Genomic DNA, 24032 nt, shown 5'->3' on the forward strand with positions numbered 1-24032 from the left:
ATCAGCGCAGTTTGAGAGTGGACAGGCCGATCAGTACCAGCACCATGGTGATGATCCAGAAACGCACCACGACCTTGGTTTCCTTCCACCCCTTCTGTTCGAAGTGGTGGTGCAGCGGCGCCATCAGGAACACGCGGCGCCCGGTGCCGTAGCGCTTCTTGGTGTACTTGAACCAGCTCACCTGGATGATCACCGACAGCGTCTCGGCCACGAACACGCCGCCCATGATGAACAGGACGATTTCCTGGCGCACGATCACGGCGATGGTGCCGAGCGCGCCGCCCAGCGCCAGCGCGCCGACGTCGCCCATGAACATCTGGGCCGGGTGCGCGTTAAACCAGAGGAAAGCCAGGCCGGCGCCGGCCATCGCGCCGCAGAAGATCAGCAGTTCGCCGGCACCCGGGATATGCGGGATAAACAGGTAGCGCGAATAGGTCGCGTTACCGGTCAGGTAGGCGAACAGGCCGAGCGCGGCGCCGACCATGATGGTCGGCATGATGGCCAGGCCATCCAGGCCGTCGGTGAAGTTGACGGCGTTGGACGAACCGACGATCACGCAATAGGTCAGCGCAATGAAGCCCCACACGCCGAGCGGATAGCTGATGGTCTTGAAGAACGGGACGATCAGGTCGGACTTGGGCGGCAGCGACATCGAGAAGCCCGACTGCACCCAGGCCAGGAACAGCTGCCACACTTCCCACGGCGTCTTGGCCGACACCGAGAACGCCAGGTACAGCGAGGAAGCGATGCCGATCAGCGACATCCAGAAGTATTTTTCGCCCGAGCGCATGCCTTCCGGGTCTTTATAGACCACCTTGCGGTAGTCGTCGACCCAGCCGATGGCGCCGAAGCCGAGCGTGACGACCAGCACCGGCCAGATCAGGCGGTTCGACAGGTCGCACCACAGCAGCGTCGAGAAGCCGATCGCGATCAGCACCAGCACGCCGCCCATGGTCGGGGTGCCGTGCTTGGCCAGGTGGGTCTGCGGACCATAGGTGCGCACTGCCTGGCCGACCTTCAGCGAGGTCAGCTTGGCGATCACCGCCGGGCCGCAGCCGAGGCCGATGGCGATCGCGGTAATGGTCGCGAACACCGCCCGGAAGGTGATGTAGTTAAAGATGCGCATCGGACCGATATAGTCCTGGAAGTATTGTGCGAGCCAGAGAAGCATGGTGTTAGTGGGCGTCCTTGCCGAGGTTGTGTGGGGTGATCAGGTGTTGGACCACGCGTTCCATCTTCATGAAACGCGAGCCCTTCACCAACACAGTTGCGTCGGATTTGCTGCCCAGTTGCTTGTCCAGTGCTGCCAATAAATCGTCGAACTGCTCGTAGTGTTGCGCTCCCGATCCGGTCATGTGACGCGCAAGGTCACCGGTCGCGAGCACGGTGTCGATGCCGCGATGAGCGGCATAGGCACCGATTTCTTCATGAAATTCGGGTCCCTGGGTCCCGACTTCGCCCATGTCGCCCAGCACCAGGATGCGCGGGGACGGCGCCTGCGCCAGCACGTCGATGGCGGCGCGCACGGAGTCGGGGTTGGCGTTGTAGCTGTCGTCGATCACGACCGCGCCGTTGGTCGCCTGCTTGCGCTGCAGGCGGCCGTTGACCGGCGCAAAGGCTTCCAGGCCGCGCACGATGGCCTCGACCGGGATGCCGGCGGCCAGCGCGCAGGCGCAGGCGGCCAGGGCGTTGCGGACATTGTGGGTGCCGGCGGCGGCGAGGCGGATGGTGAATTGCGTTGCCACGTTTTCGGCCACGTCCGTTTGCCCGTCGCCCCCGCGAAGGCGGGGGCCCAAGTTTGTCGAGTCGCCGTCTGCGCCTGCAAACTTGGGCCCTTGCCTGCGCAGGGGCGACGTTTTGAGTTTAACGCTCAAATCATTGCCGAAGCTGTTCGCCGTGTAAGTGGCCGACACATCGCAATCATCGCTCAAGCCGAAGGTGAGCACCTCACGATCGCCCGCCAGCGCGCGCCACAGCCCGGTGTACTCGTCATCGCCAGGGAACACGGCCACGCCATCGGCCGGCAAGGCAGCCAGCACGGCACCGTTCTCGCGCGCCACCGCTTCCACGGTGTGCATGAACTCCTGGTGCTCGCGCTGCGCATTGTTCACCAGCGCCACGGTGGGTGCGGCGATCGCCGCCAGGCGCGCGATCTCGCCCGGATGGTTCATGCCCAGTTCGACCACCGCAGCATGATGCATGCCGGTCAGGCGCATCACGGTCAGCGGCACGCCGATCTCGTTGTTCAGGTTGCCCTGGGTGGCCAGGCGCGCATCCACGCCAAAGGCGGCAGCCAGGATGGACGCGATCATTTCCTTGACCGTGGTCTTGCCGTTGCTGCCGGTGACGCCGATGAGCGGGATGTCGAACTGGCGGCGCCACGCGTTGCCGATGCGGCCCAGGGCCACCAGCGTATCCGGCACCACCAGGGCCGGCAGCGGGAAGCCGGCCGGCAGCGTTTCCACGACCACCGCCGCCACGCCGCGGCCCGCGACCTGGTCGAGGAAATCGTGGGCGTCGAAGGTCTCGCCGCGCAACGCGACGAACAGCGCGCCGGATGCTGCCTGGCGGCTGTCGGTCGAGACGCTGTCGAAGGAAGCGTCGCGGGTCATCTGCGCGCCATCGATCGATGCAGTCAGTTGTGCGAGCGAGCCGCGCATATCAATTCGTCCTCATCATCGTGAGCCGCGCGGTGAGGGCCAGCGCGGCATGGTCGGCATCGGAAAACGGATTCTTCCGGCCTTTGATTTCCTGGTAGGGCTCGTGGCCCTTCCCGGCCAGCAGGATCACGTCCGCCTTGGCCGCATGCTTCACCGCCGACAGGATGGCGGCAGCGCGGTCCTCGATCGCCTGCCACGGCGCGCCCTGCGGGTCCATCCCGGCTTCGACCTGCGCGATGATCGCGCGCGGCTCTTCCGAGCGCGGGTTGTCGCTGGTGACCACGGCCTGGTCGGCCATCTGGGCGATGCGGCCCATCTGCGGACGCTTGCCCGGATCGCGGTCGCCGCCGCAGCCGAACACGCACCACAGCTGGCCGCCGCGTTCCTGGGCCACCTGGCGCAGCGCGACCAGGGTCTTTTCCAGCGCGTCCGGCGTGTGCGCGTAGTCGATTACCACCAGCGGCGCATCCTGGCCGCCGACCTGCTGCATGCGGCCCGGGGCCGGCACCAGCGTCTCGATGGCGTCGACCGCGGCGCGCAGGCCGACGCCCTTGGCCAGCAGCGTGCCCAGCACCGCCAGCGCATTGCTGACGTTGAAGTGGCCGACCAGGCGCGTGCGCGCCAATGCAGACTCCGCGCCCGACTGCACCTGGAACTCGACCCCGGCCGCGCGGCTGCGCAGGCTGGCGGCGCGCAGCACCTGCACGCCGTCCATGGCCGGCAACTCGGCGTCCGCGCGCAGCGTGTAGCCGGTCACCGCCACGCCCGGGAAACCGCTGCGCAGGTGCTGGACGATACGAACGCCGGCCGGGTCGTCCAGGTTGACAACCGCGGCCTTCAAACCCGGCCATTCGAACAGCTTCAGCTTGGCCGCCTCGTAGCTGTCCATGTCGCCGTGGTAGTCGAGGTGGTCGCGCGTCAGGTTGGTAAACACGGCGACGTCGAAGTGCATGCCGGCGGTGCGGTTCTCGACCAGGCCGATCGACGACACCTCGATCGCCAGCGCGCCGGCGCCGGCCTGGTTCAGCTTGGCCAGTTCGCCGGCCAGCAGCACCGCGTCGGGCGTGGTGTAGCCGGTGACGTCGAATTCCGGTTCGGCGCGGCCCTGCTTGTCCTGTTTCACCAGGCCCACGCCCAGCGTGCCGATCACGGCTGCCGTTTCGCCCAGGCTGGCCAGCGCCTGCGCGGTCCACAGCGCGCACGAGGTCTTGCCGTTGGTGCCGGTGACGCCGACCGTGAACATGGCGGCGTCGGGCTGGCCGTAATAGGCGTGCGCGATCGGGCCGGCGCCGGCTTTCAGGTCGGCCACCGCCAGGTGCGGCAGCGTCAGCTCGGCCGGCCAGGCGAAATCGCGCTCTTCATATACCACCGCGGCGGCGCCGTTCTCGATCGCGGAGGCGATAAACTTGCGGCCGTCGGCCGCTTCGCCCGGATAGGCGAAGAACACGTCGCCGCGGCGCACCCGGCGCGAATCGGATGTGAGGCGGGCGCCGGGGGCGGCATTGCGCATCCAGTCGCAGATGGCGTTCAGGTCAAGGGCCATCAGTTGCTCTCCTCGAGGGGATGCTCGGGAATGATGATGTCGGTCACGGTCGAATCCGGCGCCACGTTGGCGGCGCGCAGCGCATTCGCCGCCAGCGCGGCGAAGGTCGGCGCGGCGACGGCGCCGCCGGTGTGGAGCGGACCGCTGGCATCGTCGATCATCACCGCGATCACGAAGCGCGGATTCGACATCGGCACCATGCCGGCGAAGTTGCCGACGTAGTGGGTTTGCGAGTAGCGGCCGTCGACGACCTTCTGCGCGGTACCGGTCTTGCCGCCGGCACGGTAGCCGGCGATCTGGGCCTGGGAGGCGGTGCCGCCCGGGCCGACCACCGATTCCACCATGGTGCGCATCTGCGCCGCGGTCTTCGGCGAAATGATCTGCTGGCCGACCGGCTTTTCCTGCACCTTCTGGAACGACAGCGGGATGATGTCGCCTTCGCGCGCGAAGATCAGCCAGGCGTGCGCCAGCTGCAGCAGCGACATCGAGATGCCCTGGCCGAAGGACATGTTGGCCTTGGCCACGATCGGCCACGATTTGTACGGACGCACGCGCCCGGCCGTCGCACCCGGGAAGCCGTAGCGCGGCGCCTGGCCGAAGCCGACCTTGGTGAACATCTCCCACATTTCCTGGGCCGACAGCATCTCCGAGATTTTGGTGGTGCCGATGTTCGACGACTTCTGGATGATGGTGCTGACGTCGATCACGCCGTGCGGGTGGGTATCGCGGATCGCGTGGCCCCCGGTCATGTAGCGGCCGTTGCCGGTATCGAACAGCGTGGTCGGCTTGATCAGGCCCTTGTCCAGCGCCAGCGCCACGGTGAAGGGCTTGAGCGTCGAACCCGGCTCGAAGGCGTCGGTGATGACGCGGTTGCGCAGCTGCTCGCCGGTCAGGTGGGCGCGGTTGTTGGGGTTGTAGGTCGGCCAGTTGGCCAGCGCCAGCACCTCGCCGGTGTGGACGTCGATCACCACGGCGGCGCCGGCCTTGGCGTGGAACTTCTCGACCGCGTCCTTGACGCTGTTGAAGGCGATGTACTGCAGCTTGCTGTCGACCGACAGGGTCAGGTCGCGGCCATCGTGCGGCTCGCGCTGCATGCCGACGTCCTCGACGATGCGGCCGAGGCGGTCCTTGATCACGCGGCGGCTGCCCGGCTGGCCGGCCAGCGCCTTCTGCTGCGCCAGTTCCATCGCTTCCTGGCCCATGTCCTCGACGTTGGTGAAGCCGACCATGTGCGCCATTACTTCGCCCTGCGGGTAGAAGCGCTTGTATTCCTTGCGGGTGTCGATGCCGTCGATGTCGAGCTTTTCGATCTTGGCGACGACGTCCATCTCGACCTGGCGTTTCAGGTAGACGTAGCTGCGGCTGGAGTTGAGCTTTTTCAGCAGCTCGGCTTCGGGCATCTCGAGCAGGCGCGCCAGTTCGCGCAGCTTTTCCGGCGGCGTGCCCTTGATGTCTTCGGTGAAGGCCGAGACCGACTTCACCGGCAGCGAGGACGCCAGCACCAGGCCGTTGCGGTCGAAGATCTTGCCGCGCGTGGCGGGCAGCTCCTCGGTGCGCATGTAGCGGCTGGCGCCCTTCTTCTGCAGGAACTGGTTGTCCATCGCCTGCACCCACAGGGCGCGGCCGGCCAGCGCGGCGAAGGCCGCGAACAGCACGAACAGGACGACGCGCGAGCGCCAGTCCGGCAGGCGCACCGCCAGCACCGGGCTCTTGGAAAAGGCGACGCCCTTGCCGGCGGCGACGCGGGATCCGTTGACGCCGGCTTTCATTTGACGCCTTCCGTCAGGTATTGGGTACGTGCGGGACTCAGGGGAGCCATGTTCAATTCGGTGCGCGCGATCTGTTCGATGCGCTCGTTCTTGCCGAGGGTGGATTGGTCGAGCTGGAGCTGGGCCCAGTCGATGTCGAGCTGGCGCTGCTGGGACGCCAGCTTCTCGATGTCGTTGACCAGGTGGTTACGCTGGTAGCGGGCGTTGACGACCGACAGCGCGCAACCGACCAGCAGCGTGGTCAGCACGACGTTCAGCTTGCCGCTCATCGCGCGCCCCCGCCCGTGCCCAGGCGTTCGGCCACGCGCAGCACCGCCGAGCGGGCACGCGGGTTGGCCTCGACCTCGGGGCCGGAGGGCTTGGTCTTGGTGACCAGTTTCATCAAGGGCTGCGGCAGGTCGACGGCGCGGATCGGCAGCCGGCGGTCCGGCTGCTCGACGTTCGCCTTCGACGCCAGGAACTGCTTGACCATGCGGTCTTCCAGCGAGTGGAAGCTGATGACCGACATGCGCGCCCTGGGCGCCAGCAGTTCGTAGGCGGCGTTCAGACCTGCTTCAAGGTCCTCAAGCTCTTTATTGACGAAAATCCGGACAGCCTGAAAGGTGCGGGTTGCCGGGTCCTTGCCCTTCTCCCGGGTTTTGACCGCGTTTGCCACGATTGCGGCAAGCTGTCGTGTGCTTGAAATTGGCTCGACTGCCCGGCGAGCAACAATCGCCTTTGCAATCTGAAAAGCAAACCGTTCTTCCCCATAATCCCGAATCACCTTTTCCAGTTGTCGTTCGTCCACCCCGGCCAGCCATTCGGCGGCCGAGATGCCCTGTGTCGTATCCATCCGCATGTCCAGGGGACCGTCGTTGCGGAAGCTGAACCCGCGGCTGGCGTCGTCGACCTGGGGCGAGGAGATGCCGAGGTCGAGCAGGATGCCGTCGACCTGGGTCACGCCGCGTGCCGCCAGCGCCTCGCGCATCGTCGCGAAGCTGTCGTGCACGATCGCAAAGCGCGGATCGCTTATCTGTTCCGCCGTGGCGATTGCTTGCGGATCCTTGTCGAAAGCGATCAAACGTCCCTGCGGGGACAGCTTCGACAGGATCAGCCGGCTGTGACCGCCGCGGCCGAACGTCCCATCTATATACGTACCTGACGCGCGCTCGCCGTTCAGTTCGAGCGCATCGACTGCTTCATCCAGCAACACCGTACGGTGTTGCAATGCGTGCTGCAATCCGGGCACCGGCATCGAATTCATACGGCGCCTTATTAAAAGGAGAAATTGGAAAGGGCATCGGGCATGCCGCCGGCGACGGCGTCGGCCTCGTTTTCGGCCAACTTGGCAGCGTCCCAGATCTCGAAATGGGTTCCCATCCCGAGCATCATGACCTCTTTCTCCAGTCCTACCGCAGTGCGCAATTCGGGCGAAATGAGTACCCGGCCACTGCCATCCATCTCGACATCGCAAGCGTTACCGAGGAAAATGCGCTGCCATGCCCGTGCCGACATCGGCCAGGCGGCAATTTGTTCGCGATGTTCTTCCCACACAGGGCGCGGAAAGAACAGCAAGCAACCATGCGGGTGTTTCGTGAGCGTCATACGGCCTTCGCACTGCTGGATCAAGGCGTCCCGATGCTTGGCCGGGATGGACATCCGACCCTTGGCATCGAGATTGATCGCTGACGCGCCCTGAAACACGTATTTACCTAGTTTTGGAGAGTTATCAGTCTGATTATTTTTTAGGGGGCGGAAGACCGGTCGATCTCCCACAAAACTGCACTTTTTGCCACCGTTTCCCACTTTAAGTGAAGCGTTGTCCGTGGTCAAGCGAATTCACGCTTGGAAAATACGGAAATTGCCAATGAAACCAATGACTTAGCGCACTTACTTGAGACTAGCTCATGTAAAAATGTTGAGCAAAATTAGGTACTTAGGTAATTAAGTGCATGTGCCACCTCATCTACACACATGGGTTTCATGGTTGATTACGCGCAAGCATCTACCGTTGGTTAGCCGATTTTGCCGTGCCGGACCAGTGGCGCACTGTACGGTTGAAAATTGCGGATCGATGCGCTGCGGGTTAGGATGAAACTGTGCCGCCGGAAGAACGCCTCTTCCCCGGCACGTGCAAGTGAGCACGTACCAACCCGCAGGAGAACACTGTGAGCATCGCCCTGGCCCGGACCCGCCCCGTCTACGACCTGCACGAGGTCCAGGGTGCGCTCGAACGCAACCGCGGCCGCTCGCCCGAGCTCGACGTCTTCTACGAACGCATGCTCGAGACCGGCGCCGAACGCTTCGTCACCACGCCCTCTTCCATCGACGCCCTCGATCCGCTGTTCGAGGAATGCCCGAACTTCGACGAAGTGCTGGACGACCTGGCGCGCTACCTGCGCCTGGCCTACGCCGGCAACAAGGCCTTCGGCGGCGCCGGCGTGATGCAGATCCTGCTGCTGGGCGGCCCCGGCGTCGGCAAGACCCATTTCGCCAAGCGCCTGGCGCGCGCCATGCAGACCGATTGCGAACTGATCAGCATGAACGCGCTGTCGGCCGGCTTCGTCATCACCGGCAGCTCGGCCAGCTGGCGTGGCGCCAAGTGCGGCAAGGTGGCCAAGCGCCTGGTGCGCGGCGAGTATGCCAACCCGGTGATCGTGCTCGACGAAGTCGAAAAAGCAAGCGGCTCCACCCAATCCGATCCGCTGGCGGCGCTGTACCAGCTGCTCGAACCCGAGACGGCCTGCGCCTTCCGCGACGAATTCATCGACGTCGACATCGACGCCTCGCAGATCTTCTGGGTGCTGACCGCGAATTCGGTCGAAGGGATTCCGCATCCGCTGCTGAACCGCATGGCCATCTATGAAGTGCCGGCGCCGACGCTGGAACAGGCGGCCGCGATCGCGCAGCGCATGTATACAGGCTTGCTGGGGGAATTGAACCTGGCGGCCTTCGACCCGCGGCTGGGGGATGTGGTGCTGGACAAGCTGGCGGGGGTGTCGCCGCGCGACCTGCGCAAGACCCTGCTGGATGCGCTGGGCTACGCGGTGGCCGCAGGGCGCGAACACGTGGTGGCGGCCGATGTGCCCATCAAGGCGACGCCGGGCAAGGGGCGGATCGGGTTTTGAAAGCGGCCGGGCGATCCTGCTCGCCCGGCCCCGCACCGATCCCGCATCGGCGGCGCTTACTTGACGTTGAACGCCACCAGCGCTTCCTGGTTCTGGATATACAGGATGCCGCTGCGGGTCAGCGCCAGGCGGCCCGCCATCGGATAGCTCCACACGACCTTGTGCGTTGTCAGGTCGATCGCGTAGGTGGCCTTGGCGGCGCTGACGAACAGCAGGTTCTTGGTCACGACCGGCTCGCCGCTCCAGCCCGTCTCGGCCGCCGGACCCGGCACCCACGACCACAGCAGGGCACCGTCGCCTTCCGCACGCGCCTCGATGCGATACGGCGACAGGTTCTGCGCGTACACCACGCCCGAGGCATAGGCCGGCGTCAGCGGGTAATTGCCCTTGATGCGCCAGTCGATGAAGCCCTTGGCGGTGTTGAACTTGAGCAGTTCGTTGCCGGCGCTGCTGCCCGTGACGGCGCTGCCGTAATTGGCGGCGAACACGTTACCGCCCGTGCCCAGCACCGGGGCACCGTTCAACTGGTAGCCGTAATAGCTGGTATTGACGTCCCTGATCGTGCTCTGCACGGTGCCGGTCTTGCGGTCCAGCAGGCTGAGCGTATTGCCGTTGTAGACATAGGCCGTGGTCGCATCCAGGGCCGGGCTCCACATCGCGGTCTGCGACGTGGCCGCGAAGAACAGCTGGTCACCCGTCGGCTTGAACGCATACAAGCCGCCGTAGGTACCGGCATTGGTGTACACGGCGTCGTCCAGCGCCACCGGCGCCAGGTAGTTTTCCCATTGCGACCCCATCGGCGCCTTGAACTTCACGGTGCCCGTCGCGGCGTCGAAGGCGAACATGGTGCTCGAGTTCTGCTGCCCGGCCGCCATGTAGACGATGCCGTTGGCGACAGCCGGCGGGTTAACCGATGGGTAGGCCAGCGCGGCGACGCTGTATGACCAGACCAGGCTGCCGTCATGCTCCTTGCGCGCCTTGAGGACGTTGTCGCCGGCGCCGTAGAAGATGCCGTTGGCGGCGGTCAGCGTTGCGGTATAGCCATAGCCATAGCTCGACACGGGGGCCTGGCTGATCGCCCCGGTCTTCCAGCGCGGCAGCACCTGCTCCGGCTTGATCTCGACCGGCACGTAGCCGGTGTGGGCGGGATTGCCCTGGAAGGTGCTCCAGTCCGGGACGTCGGCCCACGGGGCGAGCGTAGTCAGCTTGTCGCCCGGCCAGGCGGTGCCGTAGGCGACGACGTTCAGGTCGTAGGGCACGGTCACCGACGCGACCGTCTGCGGCGTGGCGCATGCCTGGTCCGCGCACAGCTTGAGCGTGATGTCGCCACTGTAGTGGCCGCGCGTCGCATTGTTGATGGTAGCCAGTGCCAGAGCATAGCTGCCATCCGCGTTCGCGGTGACGGCCACCGCCGGGCTGACCACGCTGGCATTGTCGCTGGCGGTCACGAACAGGGTGCCGGCCGGCGTGAAGTTCGGCTTGATCTGCACGTTGAATGCCACGCCGCTGCCTTCCGCCGCATAGCGCACGACGGTGCCCGACAGCACCTTGACCTCGGGCGTGACCACGACCGGCGGGGTCGTGACCGGCGGGGTGGTACCGCCGCTGCCGACGCTGCCGTTGTTACCGGTATTACCGTTGCCATCGCTGCCGCCACCGCAGGCAGCCAGCATCATGCCCAGGGTGACCAGGCCGATTGTATTTTTCATGCTTCCTCATGACCGCATGCCGCGGCCGTTCATGTGCACGGCAAGCGTGCGGATTGATCGAAAATCGAAAGCGGGATCATGCCATTGATGGCATCTTTACAAACTCTCGAATTGTCACAAAATCCACATTTGTTTCCATAAAACAGATCGGTGTCGCTGTCTTCCTTGCCGGTCCGCTCCATCGTGATTCATGCTTGCAATCCGAAACTCTGTCCCCACCTGCCGCCCAACTCATCAGCGGAGGTGCATCATGTTCGGCAGTGGCCATCCCCAGCCCCCGCATCGCAAGGAAGTAGCGATGCAGATCGTGCAGCAGCAGCGCAAATCCTTCGCCTCTACCGAACTGACGGTCGACATGCCAGACGCCAGCCGCGTCGCGCCGCCGCCGGACGATCTGTCGATCCGCTTCAGCGTGGCCTACACCTTGGGAGAATATCTGAGCATGGTGCGCGAGCACACCGGCTTCCTGCTGCGCCATGCCGTGCCGGAAGTGCGCCGCCGCCGCGTGCTGGTGCCGCTGGCATTGGGGACGGCGGCCTGCGTGCTGGCGCTGGCCGCCCTGCTGGCCGACGCATCCGGCTGGATGAGCGGGCTGCTGCTGGCGGCCGCGGCACTGGCCTTCGGCAGCCTGCCCGGCACCGTCGGTTTCTGGGTCGTGCTGCTGGCCACGCCCTTTTTCCTGCTGAAAAAGCGACGCATGCCGGTGTGCGATTTCACGATCGACCGGACGGTCATCGCGCGTCGCTCGAAAGCCGGGGAATGCCGGCGTGGCTGGGATGAGGTCAAAGGCGTACGCAGCTACAGCCGCGGCTACCTGGTGCTGTTCGAGCGCGGCGCGGTGCCGATCCCGTTCCGCTGCCTGGACGCCGTCCAGCTGGAGCGGCTGCGCGGGTTTGCGCTGGGCCGCTCGGCCGCGGGCGGCATCACTCTTCCAGCTTGACGTCCTCGCTCTTGGCATCCTTCATCGCTTCCGGCTCCAGCAGCTCGGCTTCCTTGTTGAAGCGGATGAACACGCCCCAGCCGGCCAGCAGCAGGCCGGCCGAGACCAGCACCGCCGCGGCATGCGGCAGCAGCTCCGGCTCTTCGTGCAGGGCCTTGAAGATGCCGACCAGGCCTTCGATCGACAGCGCCACCACGACCACGACCATGAAGCGCGACAGGTAGCGGCGCACCCGCGTCGGGGCGCTGATGTGGGCGTCCCGCACCACCTCTTCCTCGGTGATGGTCTGGGCGATCTGCAGCGAGACCACGGCGATGGCCAGCAGGCCGATCGCTTCGATGGCCTGCTCGGCGCCTTCCGACGGATCGGCGCCAACGCCTTGCCAGCCGGTGTGGATACCGAGCCAGGTCAGCAGGATCGAGATCAGGACGAACAATACGGCGAGAACACCGTGCGCGAATGCGAAAAAACCCATCAGCAGTTTCAAAGGCAGCTCCAGTCCTACGTGCAAAATTGTCAACTTCGACGATTGTGCCCGATTCTCGTCCTGGATAGCCGCACGGCTGAACCGTAGGTGTTCCTCAGTGCTGTTCCGGCAGCGCCCACGCGCGCGCATGCGCCACCGCGCGCGCCCAGCGTGCCATCAGTTCCTCCCGCCGCGCAGCCGGCATGCGCGGTTCGAAGAGGCGCTCGGCGCGCCACTGCGCGGCGATTTCCTCGCTTGAAGCCCAGAACCCGACCGCCAGCCCGGCCAGGTAGGCCGCGCCCAGCGCCGTGGTCTCGGTCACCTGCGGCCGCACCACCGGCACGCCGAGCAGGTCGGCCTGGAACTGCATCAAGAGGTCGTTGCGGGCGGCGCCGCCATCGGCCCGCACTTCGTGCACGGCGCAGTCGGCATCCTTCTGCATTGCGGCCAGCAGTTCGGCGCTCTGGTAGGCGATGGCTTCGACCGCGGCGCGCGCGATGTGGGCGGCGCTGGTCCCGCGCGTCATGCCGACGATGGTGCCACGCGCGTAGGCGTCCCAGTGCGGCGCGCCGAGGCCCGTAAAGGCCGGCACCAGCATCACCCCGCCGCTGTCGGGCACGGACAGGGCCAGCGCTTCGACGTCGGCCGACTGCTTGATGATGCCGAGGCCGTCGCGCAGCCACTGGACCGTGGCGCCGCCCATGAACACGCTGCCTTCCAACAGATAGTCGGTGCGCGTGCCGACCGTCCAGCCCACCGTGGCCAGCAGGCGGTTGTGCGAGCGCGGCGGCGCGTCGCCGGCGTGCATCAGCATGAAGCAGCCGGTGCCGTAGGTATTCTTGACCATGCCGCGGCGGTGGCAGGCCTGGCCGAAGGTGGCGGCCTGCTGGTCGCCGGCGATGCCCGCGATCGGGATCGGACGGCCGAACCAGGCGGCGTCGGTGACGCCGACCTCGCCGCTGCTGGCCACGACTTCGGGCAGCATCGAGGCCGGGATGCCGAACAGGTCCAGCAATTCGTCGTCCCAGCGCAGGCTGTTGATATTGAAGAGCATGGTGCGGGCGGCGTTGCCGGCGTCGGTGACGTGGCGCCCGCACAGTTTATAGACGAGCCAGCTGTCGACGGTGCCAAAGGCCAGTTCGCCGCGCTCGGCGCGCACGCGGGCGCCGGGCACGTTGGTGAGCAGCCATTCGAGCTTGGTCGCGGAAAAATAGGCGTCGAGCTCGAGGCCGGTCTTGCGCTGGATGAGGGCGGCGTGGCCGGCGGCGCGCAGTGCGTCGCAGCGTTTAGCGGTGCGGCGGTCCTGCCAGACGATGGCGTGACACAGCGGTTCGCCGCTGCGACGGTCCCACACCACCGTCGTCTCGCGCTGGTTGGCGATGCCGATGGCGGCGACCTCGCCGGCGCCGGTGCCGCTCTGCTGCAGCACTTCGCGCGCGCAGGCGAGCTGGGTGTGCCAGATGTCGAGCGGATCGTGCTCGACCCAGCCGGGCTGGGGGAAATGCTGGGGATATTCCTGCTGGGCGAGCGCCATGACCTGGCCCTGGCGGTCGAACAGGATGGCACGCGAGCTGGTGGTGCCCTGGTCGAGGGCAAGGATGTAAAGGCTCATCATCGTCTCCGACCGCTATGAATTATGTGTAAAGCAGGCCGATAGGCCGGATTCTGTGTAGTGGTCTCCCTTGCGGGACGCCCCTATGACAGCCATTCCTCTAGGCGCCGAATTACTCCGGCGCTCAAGCTTCCTACCCGCACGCTCCGCGAGCAACCTCAACGCGTGCCTATTTGGAATTGCTCCAGGTGGAGGTTACCGCGTTTCACCGTAACTGAATACGCTCGTCTCTGTGGCCCTATTCCTCGCCTTATACCTGGCTTGCGCCCGGCTTTCGGCGGACGGCCGTTAACCGTCACCCTGCTCTATGGAGTCCGGACCTTCCTCCCGCCCACGACCTTGCGGCGTGGACCAGCGGCTGTCTGGCCTGCTTCACGGGCAGTATTGTAACCGATCGCCGCCCCAAACTTAAGCAACATCAAACCGGGGTCAGAGCCCAAATTCTGGAAATGTATATAAGGCCATTGCCAAAAATCGGGCTCTGACCCCGGTGGCGTGCTTTGCTGCCATTTCTGACATTTCGTGTCGCCATTTCAAAAGCCGCCGCCGCGGCGCTCGCATAGAATGCCGCATGCCTCTTCGATAAGGATGACCTCACCATGACGCACCCCTCCCGCAGCGGCGGCCAGATCCTGGTCGACGCGCTCCAGGTCCACGGCGTGGACACCGCCTTCGGCGTCCCCGGCGAAAGCTATCTCGACGTGCTCGACGCGCTGCACGATTCGGACATCCGCTTCGTCATCAACCGCCAGGAGGGTGGCGCGGCGTTCATGGCCGAGGCCTACGGCAAGCTGACCGGCAAGCCCGGCATCTGCTTCGTCACGCGCGGGCCGGGGGCGACCAACGCCTCGATCGGCGTGCACACCGCATTCCAGGACTCGACGCCGATGATCCTGTTCATCGGCCAGGTCGGCGGCGACTTCATGGACCGAGAAGCCTTCCAGGAAGTGGATTACCGCCGCATGTACGGCCAGATGGCGAAGTGGGTGGCGCAGATCGACCGCGCCGAGCGCGTCCCCGAATACATCGCGCGCGCTTTTCAAATCGCTACCAGCGGCCGCCCCGGACCGGTGGTGCTGGCCCTGCCCGAAGACATGCTGGTGACCCAGGCGCAAGTCGCCGACACCCGCGCCTACCAGCCGGTGCAGGCCGCGCCCGCCGCCGCCCAGATCGCGCAGTTGCGCACCATGCTGGCTGGCGCCAAGAAACCGCTGGTGCTGCTTGGCGGCGGCACCTGGAACGTGCAAGCCTGCGCCGACCTGGTCAGCTTTGCCGAAGCCAACGCGCTGCCGGTGGCCTGCGCCTTCCGCTTCCAGGACCTGCTGGACAACGATCATCCGCACTACGTGGGCGACGTCGGCATCGGCATCAACCCGACACTCGCCGCGCGTGTGAAGGAAGCCGACGTATTGATCGCGATCGGCCCGCGCCTGGGCGAGATGACCACCAGCGGGTATTCGCTGCTCGAATCGCCGGTGCCGCGGCAGCGCCTGGTGCACATCCACCCGGATCCGGAAGAACTGGGCAGCGTCTACCAGGCCGAACTGATGATCGCCAGCGGCGCCGCGCAAGCCTGCGCGATGCTGGCGGCGATGGAACCGGTCGACGCATCGGCATGGCGCCACACGGTCGCCGAGGCCAAGGCCGAAATGGGCGCCTGGCAGCAGCAGCCGCCGATCTTCAAGGATGGACAGGCGCCGCTGGACCTGTGGCAGGTGGTGCAGGACCTGCAAACGGCCCTGCCGCGCGACACCATCATCACCAACGGCGCCGGCAACTACGCCACCTGGGCGCACCGCTTCTGGCGCTACGGCGCGATGCGCACCCAGCTGGCCCCGACCAGCGGCGCGATGGGTTACGCGGTGCCCTCCGCCGTCGGCGCCAAGATCGTCGCCCCGGAACGCACCGTGGTCGCCTTTGCCGGCGACGGCGAATACATGATGACCGGGCAGGAACTGGCGACCGCCGTGCAATACGGCGCCGGCGTGATCCTGATCGTCTTTAATAACGGCATGTTCGGCACTATCCGCATGCACCAGGAGCGCACGTATCCGGGCCGGGTGTCGGGCACGCAGCTGCACAATCCGGACTTCGCGGCGCTGGCGCAGGCGTATGGCGGCCAGGGCGAGGTCGTGGAAGCTACAGCGGAGTTCGCGCCGGCACTGGCGCGGGCGGTCGAGTTCACGACGACGTGCAAGCTGCCGTTCGTGATCGAGCTGCGCTACGACGGCAATCTGATCACGCCGGGGGCGACGCTGGAGACGATGCGGAAGAATGCGGAAGCGGCGAAGGCAAAGTAAAGTTTCATCCACGTCGCCCCTGCGAAGGCAGGGGCCCAAGCTGCCGGTCTTTCGATAGCGCTGAATCTTGGACCCCTGCCTTCACAGGGGCGACGTTTCGCGCTGTGGGCGCTGCAGGAACAGCGCGGCCATGTCAACCGCCCGGATTGCCCAACAGCCCCCCATTCGACCCCAACTCCGCCGGCCAGGGCACCTGCATCCCCGGCGCACTGAACGGCCCGCCGGACGGCTGCGTCAGGAACAGCGCGACCAGCGCAATGAACAGCCAGCCGACGATCCTGCCCAGCAGCGCCCCGCTGCCTTTCAGGGCATTGTCCCCGGCCAGAAGGCGCTTGAGGATTCGGGAAATCATCATGGCCACCCCCTGGATGAAGCACCCTTCTTGTGCACGCTCACAAGCTAGCGCAGTCGCCGTCGTTTTGCCAGACCTGCTCGAGCCTGCAAACTGCTGAGCATCATCCGCGCTACGGATTGCTTCGTTCCGCACAGCCCAGCTGACCATTTTGTGAGCACTGAGCTTGCCTTCCAGTCAGCACGTACGAAGCAACACTTGCTCGCTCTGGTAGAATACGCGCGACCCTTTTCCACATGTCCGCCGCGCGGGCATGGCATGCAGTTCCCTCCCAACACACACATGTTTAGTTTCTTTAAAAAGAAAAAGCCTGAAGCAGAGAGCGCGGCGCCGCTCGAGTCCGCCGCGCCCGCCGCCGAGCCGGCCGAGACCGCGGAACAGCCGGGCTTCCTGAGCCGCCTGTTCGGCAACCGCGACGCAGTCCCGGTGCCGGTGCCCGAAGCTGTTCCGGAAGTGCCGCCCGCGCCGGAATCGCCACCGGCGCGCGACGCCACCAATGTCGACCCGATCGCCGCAAAGATCGCCCAGGACGCCGCGCTGCTGTCCAACGCCTACGAAGGCCAGCTGTTCCCCGAGACCGCCGAGCGGCCGGGCAACGAGGCGGAAAAGAAAAAATCCTGGATGACGCGCCTGAAGGCGGGCCTGGCCAAGACCTCGAACAACCTGTCGCTGCTGTTCGTCGGCGCGCGCATCGACGAAGACCTGTACGAGGAGCTGGAATCGGCACTGCTGATGTCGGACGCCGGCATGGATGCCACCCAGTACCTGCTCGACAACCTGCGCCGCAAGGTCAAGGAAGACAAGTTGCTGGATGCCGCCGCCGTCAAGGGCGCGTTGAAGGAACTCCTGGTCGACCTGATGCGTCCGCTCGAAAAGCCGCTGGAACTGGGCCGCCACGAGCCGCTCGTAATGATGATCGCGGGCGTCAACGGCGCCGGCAAGACCACCACCATCGGCAAGCTGGCCAAGCACATGCAGAGTTTCGACCAATCGGTGCTGCTGGCCGCCGGCGACACCTTCCGCGCCGCCGCGCGCGAGCAGCTGATGGTCTGGGGCCAGCGCAACAACGTCACCGTGATTTCGCAGCAGTCGGGCGATCCGGCCGCGGTCGCCTTCGATGCGGTACAGTCGGGCAAGGCGCGCGGCGTCGACGTCGTCATGGTCGACACCGCCGGCCGCCTGCCGACCCAGCTGCACCTGATGGAAGAGCTGAAGAAGATCAAGCGCGTCATCGGCAAGGGCATGGAGGACGCCCCGCACGAACTGCTGCTGGTGATCGACGGCAATACCGGCCAGAACGCGCTGGCGCAAGTGAAAGCCTTCGACGATGCGCTGCAGCTGACCGGCCTCGTGATCACCAAGCTGGACGGCACCGCCAAGGGCGGCATCCTGGCCGCGATCGCGCGTACCCGTCCGGTGCCGGTGTACTTCATCGGCGTCGGCGAGAAGCTGGAGGACTTGCAGCCCTTCAGCGCCGACGAATTCGCCGAGGCGCTGCTGGGGTAAGCTCGAGAATGATTGAATTCCTGTCCGTCTCCAAGAAATATTCGGCCGACGCCCTGGCCCTGTCCGACGTCACGCTGAACATCGCCAGGGGCGAGCTGGTCTACCTGGCCGGCCCGTCCGGCGCCGGTAAATCGACGCTGATGAAGATGGTGGCCGCGATCGAGCGCCCGACCTCGGGCCGCGTGACCGTCAACGGCCAGGACATCGGCAAGCTGAAAAAGGCCGGCGTGCCTTTCCTGCGGCGCAACCTGGGCCTGATCTTCCAGCACCAGCGCCTGCTCAACGACCGCAACCTGCTGGCCAACGTGATGCTGCCGCTGATCGTCACCGGCGCGCCCAAGGCGCAGGCGGCGGAACGCGCGCGCGCGGCGCTCGACAAGGTCGGCCTGCTCGATCGCGTCCGCGCGCTGCCGATGGAACTGTCGGGCGGCGAACAGCAGCGCGTGGCGATCGCGCGCGCGATCGTCAACCGCCCGCAGATCATCCTGGCCGACGAGCCAACCGCCAACCTCGACCGCGCCGCGGCCGACAAGGTGATCGACGCCCTGCACGCCTTTCACTCTGCCGGCGTGACCTGCGTGATCTCGAGCCATGACGAGCAGATCCTCGACAGCGGCGCGCGCGTGATTCGCCTCGAGCATGGGCACGTGATGGACGGCATCGGAGGTGGCGCATGAATATCTGGTTCCGCCAGCACCGCTTCGCCTTCGTCGCGGCGCTCGCCACCGTGCGCAAGTCGCCCGGCAGCTTCCTGTTCAACGTGCTGGTGGTGGCGGTGGCGCTGGCCCTGCCCTTCGCCGGCGTGACCCTGCTCGACAACGTGCGTCCGCTGTCCGAACAGCTGGCGGTCGATCCCGAGATCAGCCTGTTCATGAAGCCCGGCGTGGCGCGCGAGGATGCCCAGGCGCTGGCGCCGCAGCTGCAGCAGCTGCTGGCCGGCAACCATGCGAAGATCAACTTCGTGCCGCGCGAGCAGGCACTGGACGCCCTGAAGGAAAAGAGCGGCCTCGACGACGTCATCGCCACGCTGGGCGACAATCCGCTGCCCGACAGCTATGTGATGAAGCTGGACGGTTTTGCGGCAACCAGCACCGCCGAGGCGGCGCGCGTGGACCTGCTGGCCGATCACATGCGCCAGCTCCCGGGCGTCGATTCGGTGCAGGTTGATTCGGCCTGGGTCAAGCGCCTGGCCGCCCTGCTCGGCGTGCTGCGCCTGGCGCTGCTGCTGCTGGCCCTGACATTGGGCGTGGTGGTGATCGCGGTGGTGTTCAACACCGTCCGCCTGCAGGTACTGACCCAGCGCGAAGAGATCGCCGTCTCGAAGCTGCTCGGCGCCACCGACAACTTCATCCACCGCCCGTTCTACTACACCGGCGCCCTGCTCGGCGTGTGCGCCGGCGCCGTGGCCCTGGGTGCGGTGGCATTGGCGCTGCGCCCGCTCAACACGGCCGTCGGCGAGTTTGCGCGCCTGTACGCGTCGGACTTCCAGCTGACGGCGCTGCCGGCGCTGGGCATTGTCGGCTTGCTGGCGATCAGCGCCGCACTGGGCCTGGTCGGGGCGATGCTATCGGTGCAGCGGCACCTGGCGCGCCTGAAATAACGTTTCCTGCAAGCTCGCTCGAGCTTGCTGTTCTGCTAACTCGTCCGCTGTTGGCCAGTCAAACCTGCGGCGGACGCGAGGCATCCGCCTACACCCCTAAGTGCGCCATCCAACAGAACGCTAAGCACGCGTCCCCTACCCTGTATTTAACGAAAATCAAACGATATATGAGTCACGTTTGAATTAAATCAACTGCACCGCTCATCTCTGCCCTACAGTTGAAACACAGCGCAACTAGATTCCTAAAAGCAACACTTTAGTGAAACTTAAAGGCGTCATCGGGAACATGGAGGCTTCTAGCACTCACTTCAAGAGAGTGCTAATATAGTGTCCGTACATGACGTTTGGTGGCTCGATAGCACAACGTCTCGCATCCCGTAACAAGCCATGCTGTTACGCCTTCGGGGTACGGTGTATGGCAGATTGATGATGCAGTACAGCTCACTGTAAAGGGAAATGACTATGTCCGCACAATCCGCATTGGTTCCTGCTGGCAGCCGTGCTCTGGGACTCGGTTTTAACGGCAACCTCGGCAATATCGACGCCTACATCTCGGCGGTGAACCGTCTGCCAATGCTGACCCACGAAGAAGAGGTCTCGCTGGCCAAAAGTCTGCGCGATGCCAATGATCTGGATGCCGCACAGAAGCTGGTGATGTCTCACCTGCGCCTGGTGGTGTCGATCGCGCGCGGCTACCTGGGCTACGGCCTCCCGCACGCCGACCTGATCCAGGAAGGCAACATCGGCCTGATGAAGGCAGTCAAACGTTTCGATCCGAACCAGGGCGTGCGCCTCGTGTCGTACGCAATGCACTGGATCAAGGCCGAGATGCACGAATACATCTTGAAGAACTGGCGCCTGGTGAAGGTCGCGACGACCAAGGCACAGCGCAAACTGTTCTTCAACCTGCGCAGCAACAAGCAGGGTCTCGACGCCATGTCGCCGCAGCAAGTTGCCGACCTGGCCAAGATGCTCGACGTAAAGCGCGAAGAAGTGGTCGAAATGGAAACCCGCCTGTCGGGCCGCGACATCGCGCTGGAAGCGCCGACCGACGACGAAGACGACAAGTTCTCGCCGATCGCCTACCTGTCGTCGGACCAGCAAGAGCCGACCAAGGTGCTCGAAGCCGAAGAGGTGGTGCGCCTGCAGTCGGAAGGCCTGGAAACGGCCCTGGGTAAACTGGACCCGCGTTCGCGTCGCATCGTGGAAGCGCGCTGGCTGGCCAACGATGATGGTTCCGGTGCTACCCTGCACACGCTAGCCGAAGAGTTCGGCGTGTCGGCCGAGCGTATCCGCCAGATCGAGACCGCCGCGCTGAAAAAGATGAAAACGGCCCTCGCCGCTTACGTCTAACCCGGCTCCCCAGCAAACGAAAAGGCACCCCAGGGTGCCTTTTATTTTTTCTTCAATTCGGGGTCAGAGCACAATCCGGGGTCAGAGCACAATCGTCATTGGCCGCTACCGCTTCGTCTCGTAGCCATCGGCGGCGAATTGCCCGGACACTACGGCATCCAGAATCTGCTCTGACCCCGAATTGGTTTGTGATCAGGCCAGCTTGTCCTTGAAGAAGGCGACGGTGCGGCTCCAGGCCAGCTTGGCGGCCGCTTCGTCGTAGCGCGGCGTGGTGTCGTTGTTGAAACCGTGCTCGGTCCCGGCGTAGACGAAGTGCTGGTAGGCGATGCTGTTGGCCTTCAGCGCGGCTTCGTAGGCGGGCCAGCCGGCCAGGATGCGTTCGTCCTTGGCGGCGTCGTGGATCAGCAGCGGTGCCTTGATGCGCGGGACGTCTGCCGCGGCCGGCTGGGCGCCGTAGAACGGCACCGCGGCCGCCAGGTCCGGCAACTGGGTGGCGAGATAATTCGCGATGCCGCCGCCATAGCAGAAGCCGACCACACCGACCTTGCCGCTGGCCTGGGGCAGCGTCTTCAGAAGTTGGGCCGCAGCCACGAAATCGGCACGGGTCTTGGCCTGGTCCAGCTTCGGGAACAGCGCGCGCGCCTTGTCCTCGTCGCCCGGATAGCCGCCCAGCGGAAACAGCGCATCCGGCGCAAAGGCGATGAAACCCTCGAGCGCCAGGCGGCGCGTGACGTCCTCGATGTGCGGATTCAAGCCACGGTTCTCGTGTACCACCAGCACTGCGGGCAACTTGCCCTTGGCATCCGCCGGCATGGCGAGGTAACCGCGCAGCTTGCCATAGCCCTGCGGCGACGGATATTCCTGGTAGCTGGTCTTCAGGCGCGCATCGAGCGCTGCCACCAGCGGCGCCGCGAACGAAGGCGACAATTGCGCCAGCAAGGTGGCGGCGGTGGCGCCGCCGACGGCGTAGCGTCCGGCGCGCGACAGGAAATCGCGGCGCGACAATTGGCCGTGCACATAGCCGTCGAAGAGTTTCAGGACTTCGGGGTCGAAATCGTCAGCAGTCAGTCGGGTCATCGTGGGCTCCGTTGTTTGTTCGACAGCATACGCTCTCTTGCCGGGTCAGGCCATCCTGATCTAATATAGTTAGGTAGCCTACCTAACTCATACATATGTCCACCGATCCAAACCCCGCGCAACTCTCCGAAGATCTGCGCAGCGCCTTGAAGGGCCTGATGCGCGCCATGCGCCGCGACGCCGAGCGCCAGGACAGCGGCCTGTCGCTGCTGCAAACGATGCTGCTGCACAGCGTCGGCGAGCGTCCCGGCATCGGCGTGGCCGAGCTGGCGCGCATGCAGCAGGTGCGCAATCCGACCATGAGCGCCCAGGTCAAGGCGCTGGAACTGGCCGGGCTGCTGGCACGCGCCGCCCCCGATCCCCAGGACCGGCGCCGCAGCGGCCTCCAGCTCACCCCCGAGGGCCAGGCCCGCCTCGACCAGATGCATGCCCAACGCATGGACTGGCTGTCGCAGCGCGTCGCCCGCCTGTCCCCGGAACAACTGCGGCAGCTTGCCGCCGCCATCGAACCGCTCACTCTCATCGCCCAGCCATGACACAGAACGCGCAACTCGACACCCCCGCCGCCCCGGTCACCGAGCGCGAAATCCGCGCCGTCTACTTCGCCCTGATGGCCGTGCTCGGCCTCGGCGCGCTCGACCAGAGCATCGTCGCCACCGCCCTGCCCCGCATCGTCGGCGACCTCGGCGGCATGGCCCATTTGTCCTGGGTCGTCACCGCCTACGTGCTGGCCTCGACCGCCACCATGCCGCTGTACGGCAAGCTGGCCGACCAGTACGGCCGGCGGCCGATGATCTTCACCGCGCTGGCGACCTTCCTGGTGGGCTCGGTGCTGTGCGGCCTGGCCCAGGACATGACGCAGCTGATCGTGTTCCGCGCGATCCAGGGCATCGGCTCGGGCGGCTTCATGCCCCTGGCCCAGATCATCATCGGCGACCTGGTGCCGCCGCAGGAGCGCGCCAAGCGCCAGGGGTCGATCGCGATCGTGTTCGCGATCACCAGCATCCTGGGGCCGGTGCTGGGCGGCGTGATGACCGATTTCCTGTCCTGGCACTGGATCTTCTTCATCAACCTGCCGGTCGGCGCCTTCGCGTTCTGGTCGATCGCGCGCTCGCTCAGAAAGCCGGTGCGTACCCAGGCGCATCGCATCGATTACCTGGGCTCGGTCCTGCTGACCGGCGCCATCGTCTCGCTGCTGCTGGTGCTGGCGCTGGGCGGCACCGAATGGCCATGGGACGCGCCCCAGATCAAGGTCTGCGCCGCCCTGGCCGTGGTGCTGGGGACCTGGCTGGTGCTCCACCTGCGCCGCGCGGCCGAGCCGGTGCTGCCGCCGGACCTGTTCGCCAACCGCGTGTTCAACATTGCCAGCCTGGTGATGGCACTGACCTTCATGGGCCTGATGGGCGCCAGCGTGTTCTTCCCGCTGTTCTTCCAGCTGGTCATGAACAGCAGCCCGGCCCATTCCGGCATGCTGACGGTGCCGATGATGGTCGGGATGATCATCGCCTCGACCCTCAACGGCAGGGTGCTGGCGCAATCCAACCAGTACAAGCAGGTGCAGGTCGGGGGCCTGGTGGTGGCGGTGCTCGCGTTCGGCGTGCTGGCCTGGGGCATGGACAGCGGCCAGGGCTACTGGGTAATCGAACCGGCGATCTTCATGCTCGGCGCCGGTTTGGGCCTGGTGATGCCGAACATGACCATCGTGGTCCAGTATGCGCTGCCGGTGGCGCGGCGCGGCGTCGGCACCGCAATGCTGACCTTCTTCCGCTCGCTCGGCGGCCTGCTGGGCGTGACCGGCTCGGGCGCGATCCTGGCACACCAGCTGCATGCGCACGGCATCGCGGCGGCGGCCAGCGCCGGCACTGGCGTGACGCTCGATCCGGCCATGCAGGCGGTCTACCGCCATGCCATCGCCAACATCTTCGGCGCCGGCACCGTGATCGTGCTGGTGGGGCTGGTGGCGCTGCTGTTCCTGCCCGAAGTAAAGCTGCCGCCGGCCGACAAGAAATGACCCGTCCAGCCGGATGCGGGCCGGCTG

General features: G+C 65.6%; 21 protein-coding genes and 1 other RNA gene. 9 read left to right on the forward strand and 13 right to left on the reverse strand.

Translation table 11 applies throughout. The annotated features are described in order from the left end of the window. Position 1 precedes the first annotated feature (1 nt). The 7 genes from mraY to mraZ are packed head-to-tail and all read right to left on the reverse strand — an operon-like array spanning position 2 to position 7655. Positions 2–1171 carry a phospho-N-acetylmuramoyl-pentapeptide-transferase gene (gene mraY / locus U1H99_RS17785; RefSeq protein ID WP_323143043.1) on the reverse strand — a complete coding sequence of 390 codons (1170 nt, stop codon included), beginning with the start codon at positions 1169–1171 and terminating at the stop codon, positions 2–4. 4 nt (positions 1172–1175) lie between these two features. Next, positions 1176–2660: a UDP-N-acetylmuramoyl-tripeptide--D-alanyl-D-alanine ligase gene (locus U1H99_RS17790; RefSeq protein ID WP_323143044.1), complete on the reverse strand. Its 1485-nt coding sequence runs from the start codon at positions 2658–2660 to the stop codon at positions 1176–1178. Position 2661: 1 nt separating this feature from the next. Then, positions 2662–4203 carry a UDP-N-acetylmuramoyl-L-alanyl-D-glutamate--2,6-diaminopimelate ligase gene (locus U1H99_RS17795; RefSeq protein WP_323143045.1) on the reverse strand — a complete coding sequence of 514 codons (1542 nt, stop codon included), beginning with the start codon at positions 4201–4203 and terminating at the stop codon, positions 2662–2664. Then, positions 4203–5972 carry a peptidoglycan D,D-transpeptidase FtsI family protein gene (locus U1H99_RS17800; RefSeq protein WP_323143046.1) on the reverse strand — a complete coding sequence of 590 codons (1770 nt, stop codon included), beginning with the start codon at positions 5970–5972 and terminating at the stop codon, positions 4203–4205. Before U1H99_RS17800 ends, U1H99_RS17795 begins: the two co-directional genes overlap by 1 nt. Next, positions 5969–6241: a cell division protein FtsL gene (gene ftsL / locus U1H99_RS17805; protein ID WP_141838489.1), complete on the reverse strand. Its 273-nt coding sequence runs from the start codon at positions 6239–6241 to the stop codon at positions 5969–5971. Before ftsL ends, U1H99_RS17800 begins: the two co-directional genes overlap by 4 nt. Next, positions 6238–7215, reverse strand: coding sequence for a 16S rRNA (cytosine(1402)-N(4))-methyltransferase RsmH (rsmH, locus tag U1H99_RS17810; RefSeq protein WP_323143047.1), 978 nt, complete (start codon positions 7213–7215; stop codon positions 6238–6240). Before rsmH ends, ftsL begins: the two co-directional genes overlap by 4 nt. Before the next feature lie 11 nt (positions 7216–7226). Beyond that, positions 7227–7655: a division/cell wall cluster transcriptional repressor MraZ gene (gene mraZ / locus U1H99_RS17815; protein ID WP_323143273.1), complete on the reverse strand. Its 429-nt coding sequence runs from the start codon at positions 7653–7655 to the stop codon at positions 7227–7229. A gap of 464 nt (positions 7656–8119) precedes the next feature. Between mraZ and U1H99_RS17820 the strand changes: the two genes are divergently transcribed. After that, positions 8120–9079, forward strand: a complete 960-nt coding sequence (locus U1H99_RS17820) for an AAA family ATPase (RefSeq protein ID WP_323143048.1) — start codon at positions 8120–8122, stop codon at positions 9077–9079. A gap of 56 nt (positions 9080–9135) precedes the next feature. Here the strand turns inward: U1H99_RS17820 and U1H99_RS17825 are convergent, their stop codons facing one another. Beyond that, positions 9136–10788, reverse strand: coding sequence for an outer membrane protein assembly factor BamB family protein (locus U1H99_RS17825; RefSeq protein WP_323143049.1), 1653 nt, complete (start codon positions 10786–10788; stop codon positions 9136–9138). A 250-nt stretch (positions 10789–11038) separates the two neighbouring features. Here U1H99_RS17825 and U1H99_RS17830 point away from each other — a divergent pair, with 250 nt between their 5' ends. Next, positions 11039–11728 (forward strand): hypothetical protein, encoded by a 690-nt coding sequence (locus U1H99_RS17830; RefSeq protein ID WP_323143050.1) that lies wholly within the window; start codon positions 11039–11041, stop codon positions 11726–11728. Here the strand turns inward: U1H99_RS17830 and U1H99_RS17835 are convergent. The 3 genes from U1H99_RS17835 to rnpB all read right to left on the reverse strand — a co-directional run bounded on the left by U1H99_RS17835 (position 11712) and on the right by rnpB (position 14180). Next, on the reverse strand, positions 11712–12203 hold the full coding sequence (locus tag U1H99_RS17835; protein WP_323143051.1) for a hypothetical protein: 492 nt from the start codon (positions 12201–12203) through the stop codon (positions 11712–11714). The genes U1H99_RS17830 and U1H99_RS17835 overlap by 17 nt on opposite strands. Positions 12204–12309: 106 nt before the next feature. After that, positions 12310–13806, reverse strand: coding sequence for a glycerol kinase GlpK (gene glpK, locus U1H99_RS17840; protein ID WP_323143052.1), 1497 nt, complete (start codon positions 13804–13806; stop codon positions 12310–12312). Positions 13807–13832: 26 nt separating this feature from the next. Further along, positions 13833–14180: RNase P RNA component class A (gene rnpB, locus U1H99_RS17845), an RNA gene on the reverse strand. A gap of 225 nt (positions 14181–14405) precedes the next feature. On the opposite strand from rnpB, the gene U1H99_RS17850 reads away from it, so the two are divergent. Further along, on the forward strand, positions 14406–16106 hold the full coding sequence (locus U1H99_RS17850; protein WP_323143053.1) for a thiamine pyrophosphate-binding protein: 1701 nt from the start codon (positions 14406–14408) through the stop codon (positions 16104–16106). 133 nt (positions 16107–16239) lie between these two features. Here the strand turns inward: U1H99_RS17850 and U1H99_RS17855 are convergent, their stop codons facing one another. Next, positions 16240–16461: a hypothetical protein gene (locus tag U1H99_RS17855; protein ID WP_323143054.1), complete on the reverse strand. Its 222-nt coding sequence runs from the start codon at positions 16459–16461 to the stop codon at positions 16240–16242. Between the two features lie 279 nt (positions 16462–16740). Here U1H99_RS17855 and ftsY point away from each other — a divergent pair, with 279 nt between their 5' ends. The 4 genes from ftsY to rpoH all read left to right on the forward strand — a co-directional run bounded on the left by ftsY (position 16741) and on the right by rpoH (position 20917). Next, complete coding sequence (gene ftsY / locus U1H99_RS17860) at positions 16741–17964, forward strand: signal recognition particle-docking protein FtsY (RefSeq protein ID WP_323143055.1); 1224 nt, start codon at positions 16741–16743, stop codon at positions 17962–17964. An 8-nt stretch (positions 17965–17972) separates the two neighbouring features. Beyond that, the gene (locus tag U1H99_RS17865) at positions 17973–18641 is read left to right on the forward strand and encodes a cell division ATP-binding protein FtsE (RefSeq protein ID WP_323143056.1); all 669 of its coding nucleotides are present in this window, start codon (positions 17973–17975) and stop codon (positions 18639–18641) included. Beyond that, positions 18638–19564 (forward strand): permease-like cell division protein FtsX, encoded by a 927-nt coding sequence (gene ftsX / locus U1H99_RS17870; protein WP_323143057.1) that lies wholly within the window; start codon positions 18638–18640, stop codon positions 19562–19564. The genes U1H99_RS17865 and ftsX overlap by 4 nt, the downstream gene beginning before the upstream one ends. Positions 19565–20026: 462 nt before the next feature. Continuing rightward, the gene (rpoH, locus tag U1H99_RS17875; protein WP_141838509.1) at positions 20027–20917 is read left to right on the forward strand and encodes an RNA polymerase sigma factor RpoH; all 891 of its coding nucleotides are present in this window, start codon (positions 20027–20029) and stop codon (positions 20915–20917) included. 192 nt (positions 20918–21109) lie between these two features. On the opposite strand, the gene U1H99_RS17880 is transcribed toward rpoH, so the two are convergent. Beyond that, on the reverse strand, positions 21110–21994 hold the full coding sequence (locus U1H99_RS17880; RefSeq protein ID WP_323143058.1) for a dienelactone hydrolase family protein: 885 nt from the start codon (positions 21992–21994) through the stop codon (positions 21110–21112). A gap of 95 nt (positions 21995–22089) precedes the next feature. Between U1H99_RS17880 and U1H99_RS17885 the strand changes: the two genes are divergently transcribed. Next, entirely contained in the window at positions 22090–22530 is a 441-nt protein-coding gene (locus U1H99_RS17885) for a MarR family winged helix-turn-helix transcriptional regulator (RefSeq protein WP_323143059.1), read from the forward strand. Further along, positions 22527–24005: an MDR family MFS transporter gene (locus U1H99_RS17890; protein WP_323143060.1), complete on the forward strand. Its 1479-nt coding sequence runs from the start codon at positions 22527–22529 to the stop codon at positions 24003–24005. Before U1H99_RS17885 ends, U1H99_RS17890 begins: the two co-directional genes overlap by 4 nt. Positions 24006–24032: the final 27 nt, after the last annotated feature.

This window comes from Massilia phyllosphaerae (genome assembly GCF_034659755.1).
Taxonomy (GTDB): domain Bacteria; phylum Pseudomonadota; class Gammaproteobacteria; order Burkholderiales; family Burkholderiaceae_D; genus Telluria; species Telluria phyllosphaerae.

Bases quoted from the DNA above. Each gene is read 5' to 3' on its own strand.
- ftsY (WP_323143055.1), top strand. From the start codon at position 16,741: ATGTTTAGTTTCTTTAAAAAGAAAAAGCCTGAAGCAGAGAGCGCGGCG.
- U1H99_RS17880 (WP_323143058.1), bottom strand. From the start codon at position 21,994: ATGACCCGACTGACTGCTGACGATTTCGACCCCGAAGTCCTGAAACTC.
- U1H99_RS17850 (WP_323143053.1), top strand. From the start codon at position 14,406: ATGACGCACCCCTCCCGCAGCGGCGGCCAGATCCTGGTCGACGCGCTC.
- U1H99_RS17865 (WP_323143056.1), top strand. From the start codon at position 17,973: ATGATTGAATTCCTGTCCGTCTCCAAGAAATATTCGGCCGACGCCCTG.
- U1H99_RS17890 (WP_323143060.1), top strand. From the start codon at position 22,527: ATGACACAGAACGCGCAACTCGACACCCCCGCCGCCCCGGTCACCGAG.
- mraY (WP_323143043.1), bottom strand. From the start codon at position 1,171: ATGCTTCTCTGGCTCGCACAATACTTCCAGGACTATATCGGTCCGATG.
- rsmH (WP_323143047.1), bottom strand. From the start codon at position 7,215: ATGAATTCGATGCCGGTGCCCGGATTGCAGCACGCATTGCAACACCGT.
- glpK (WP_323143052.1), bottom strand. From the start codon at position 13,806: ATGAGCCTTTACATCCTTGCCCTCGACCAGGGCACCACCAGCTCGCGT.
- ftsX (WP_323143057.1), top strand. From the start codon at position 18,638: ATGAATATCTGGTTCCGCCAGCACCGCTTCGCCTTCGTCGCGGCGCTC.
- U1H99_RS17790 (WP_323143044.1), bottom strand. From the start codon at position 2,660: ATGCGCGGCTCGCTCGCACAACTGACTGCATCGATCGATGGCGCGCAG.
- U1H99_RS17800 (WP_323143046.1), bottom strand. From the start codon at position 5,972: ATGAAAGCCGGCGTCAACGGATCCCGCGTCGCCGCCGGCAAGGGCGTC.
- ftsL (WP_141838489.1), bottom strand. From the start codon at position 6,241: ATGAGCGGCAAGCTGAACGTCGTGCTGACCACGCTGCTGGTCGGTTGC.
- U1H99_RS17835 (WP_323143051.1), bottom strand. From the start codon at position 12,203: ATGGGTTTTTTCGCATTCGCGCACGGTGTTCTCGCCGTATTGTTCGTC.
- U1H99_RS17825 (WP_323143049.1), bottom strand. From the start codon at position 10,788: ATGAAAAATACAATCGGCCTGGTCACCCTGGGCATGATGCTGGCTGCC.
- U1H99_RS17855 (WP_323143054.1), bottom strand. From the start codon at position 16,461: ATGATGATTTCCCGAATCCTCAAGCGCCTTCTGGCCGGGGACAATGCC.
- rpoH (WP_141838509.1), top strand. From the start codon at position 20,027: ATGTCCGCACAATCCGCATTGGTTCCTGCTGGCAGCCGTGCTCTGGGA.
- U1H99_RS17885 (WP_323143059.1), top strand. From the start codon at position 22,090: ATGTCCACCGATCCAAACCCCGCGCAACTCTCCGAAGATCTGCGCAGC.
- U1H99_RS17830 (WP_323143050.1), top strand. From the start codon at position 11,039: ATGTTCGGCAGTGGCCATCCCCAGCCCCCGCATCGCAAGGAAGTAGCG.
- U1H99_RS17795 (WP_323143045.1), bottom strand. From the start codon at position 4,203: ATGGCCCTTGACCTGAACGCCATCTGCGACTGGATGCGCAATGCCGCC.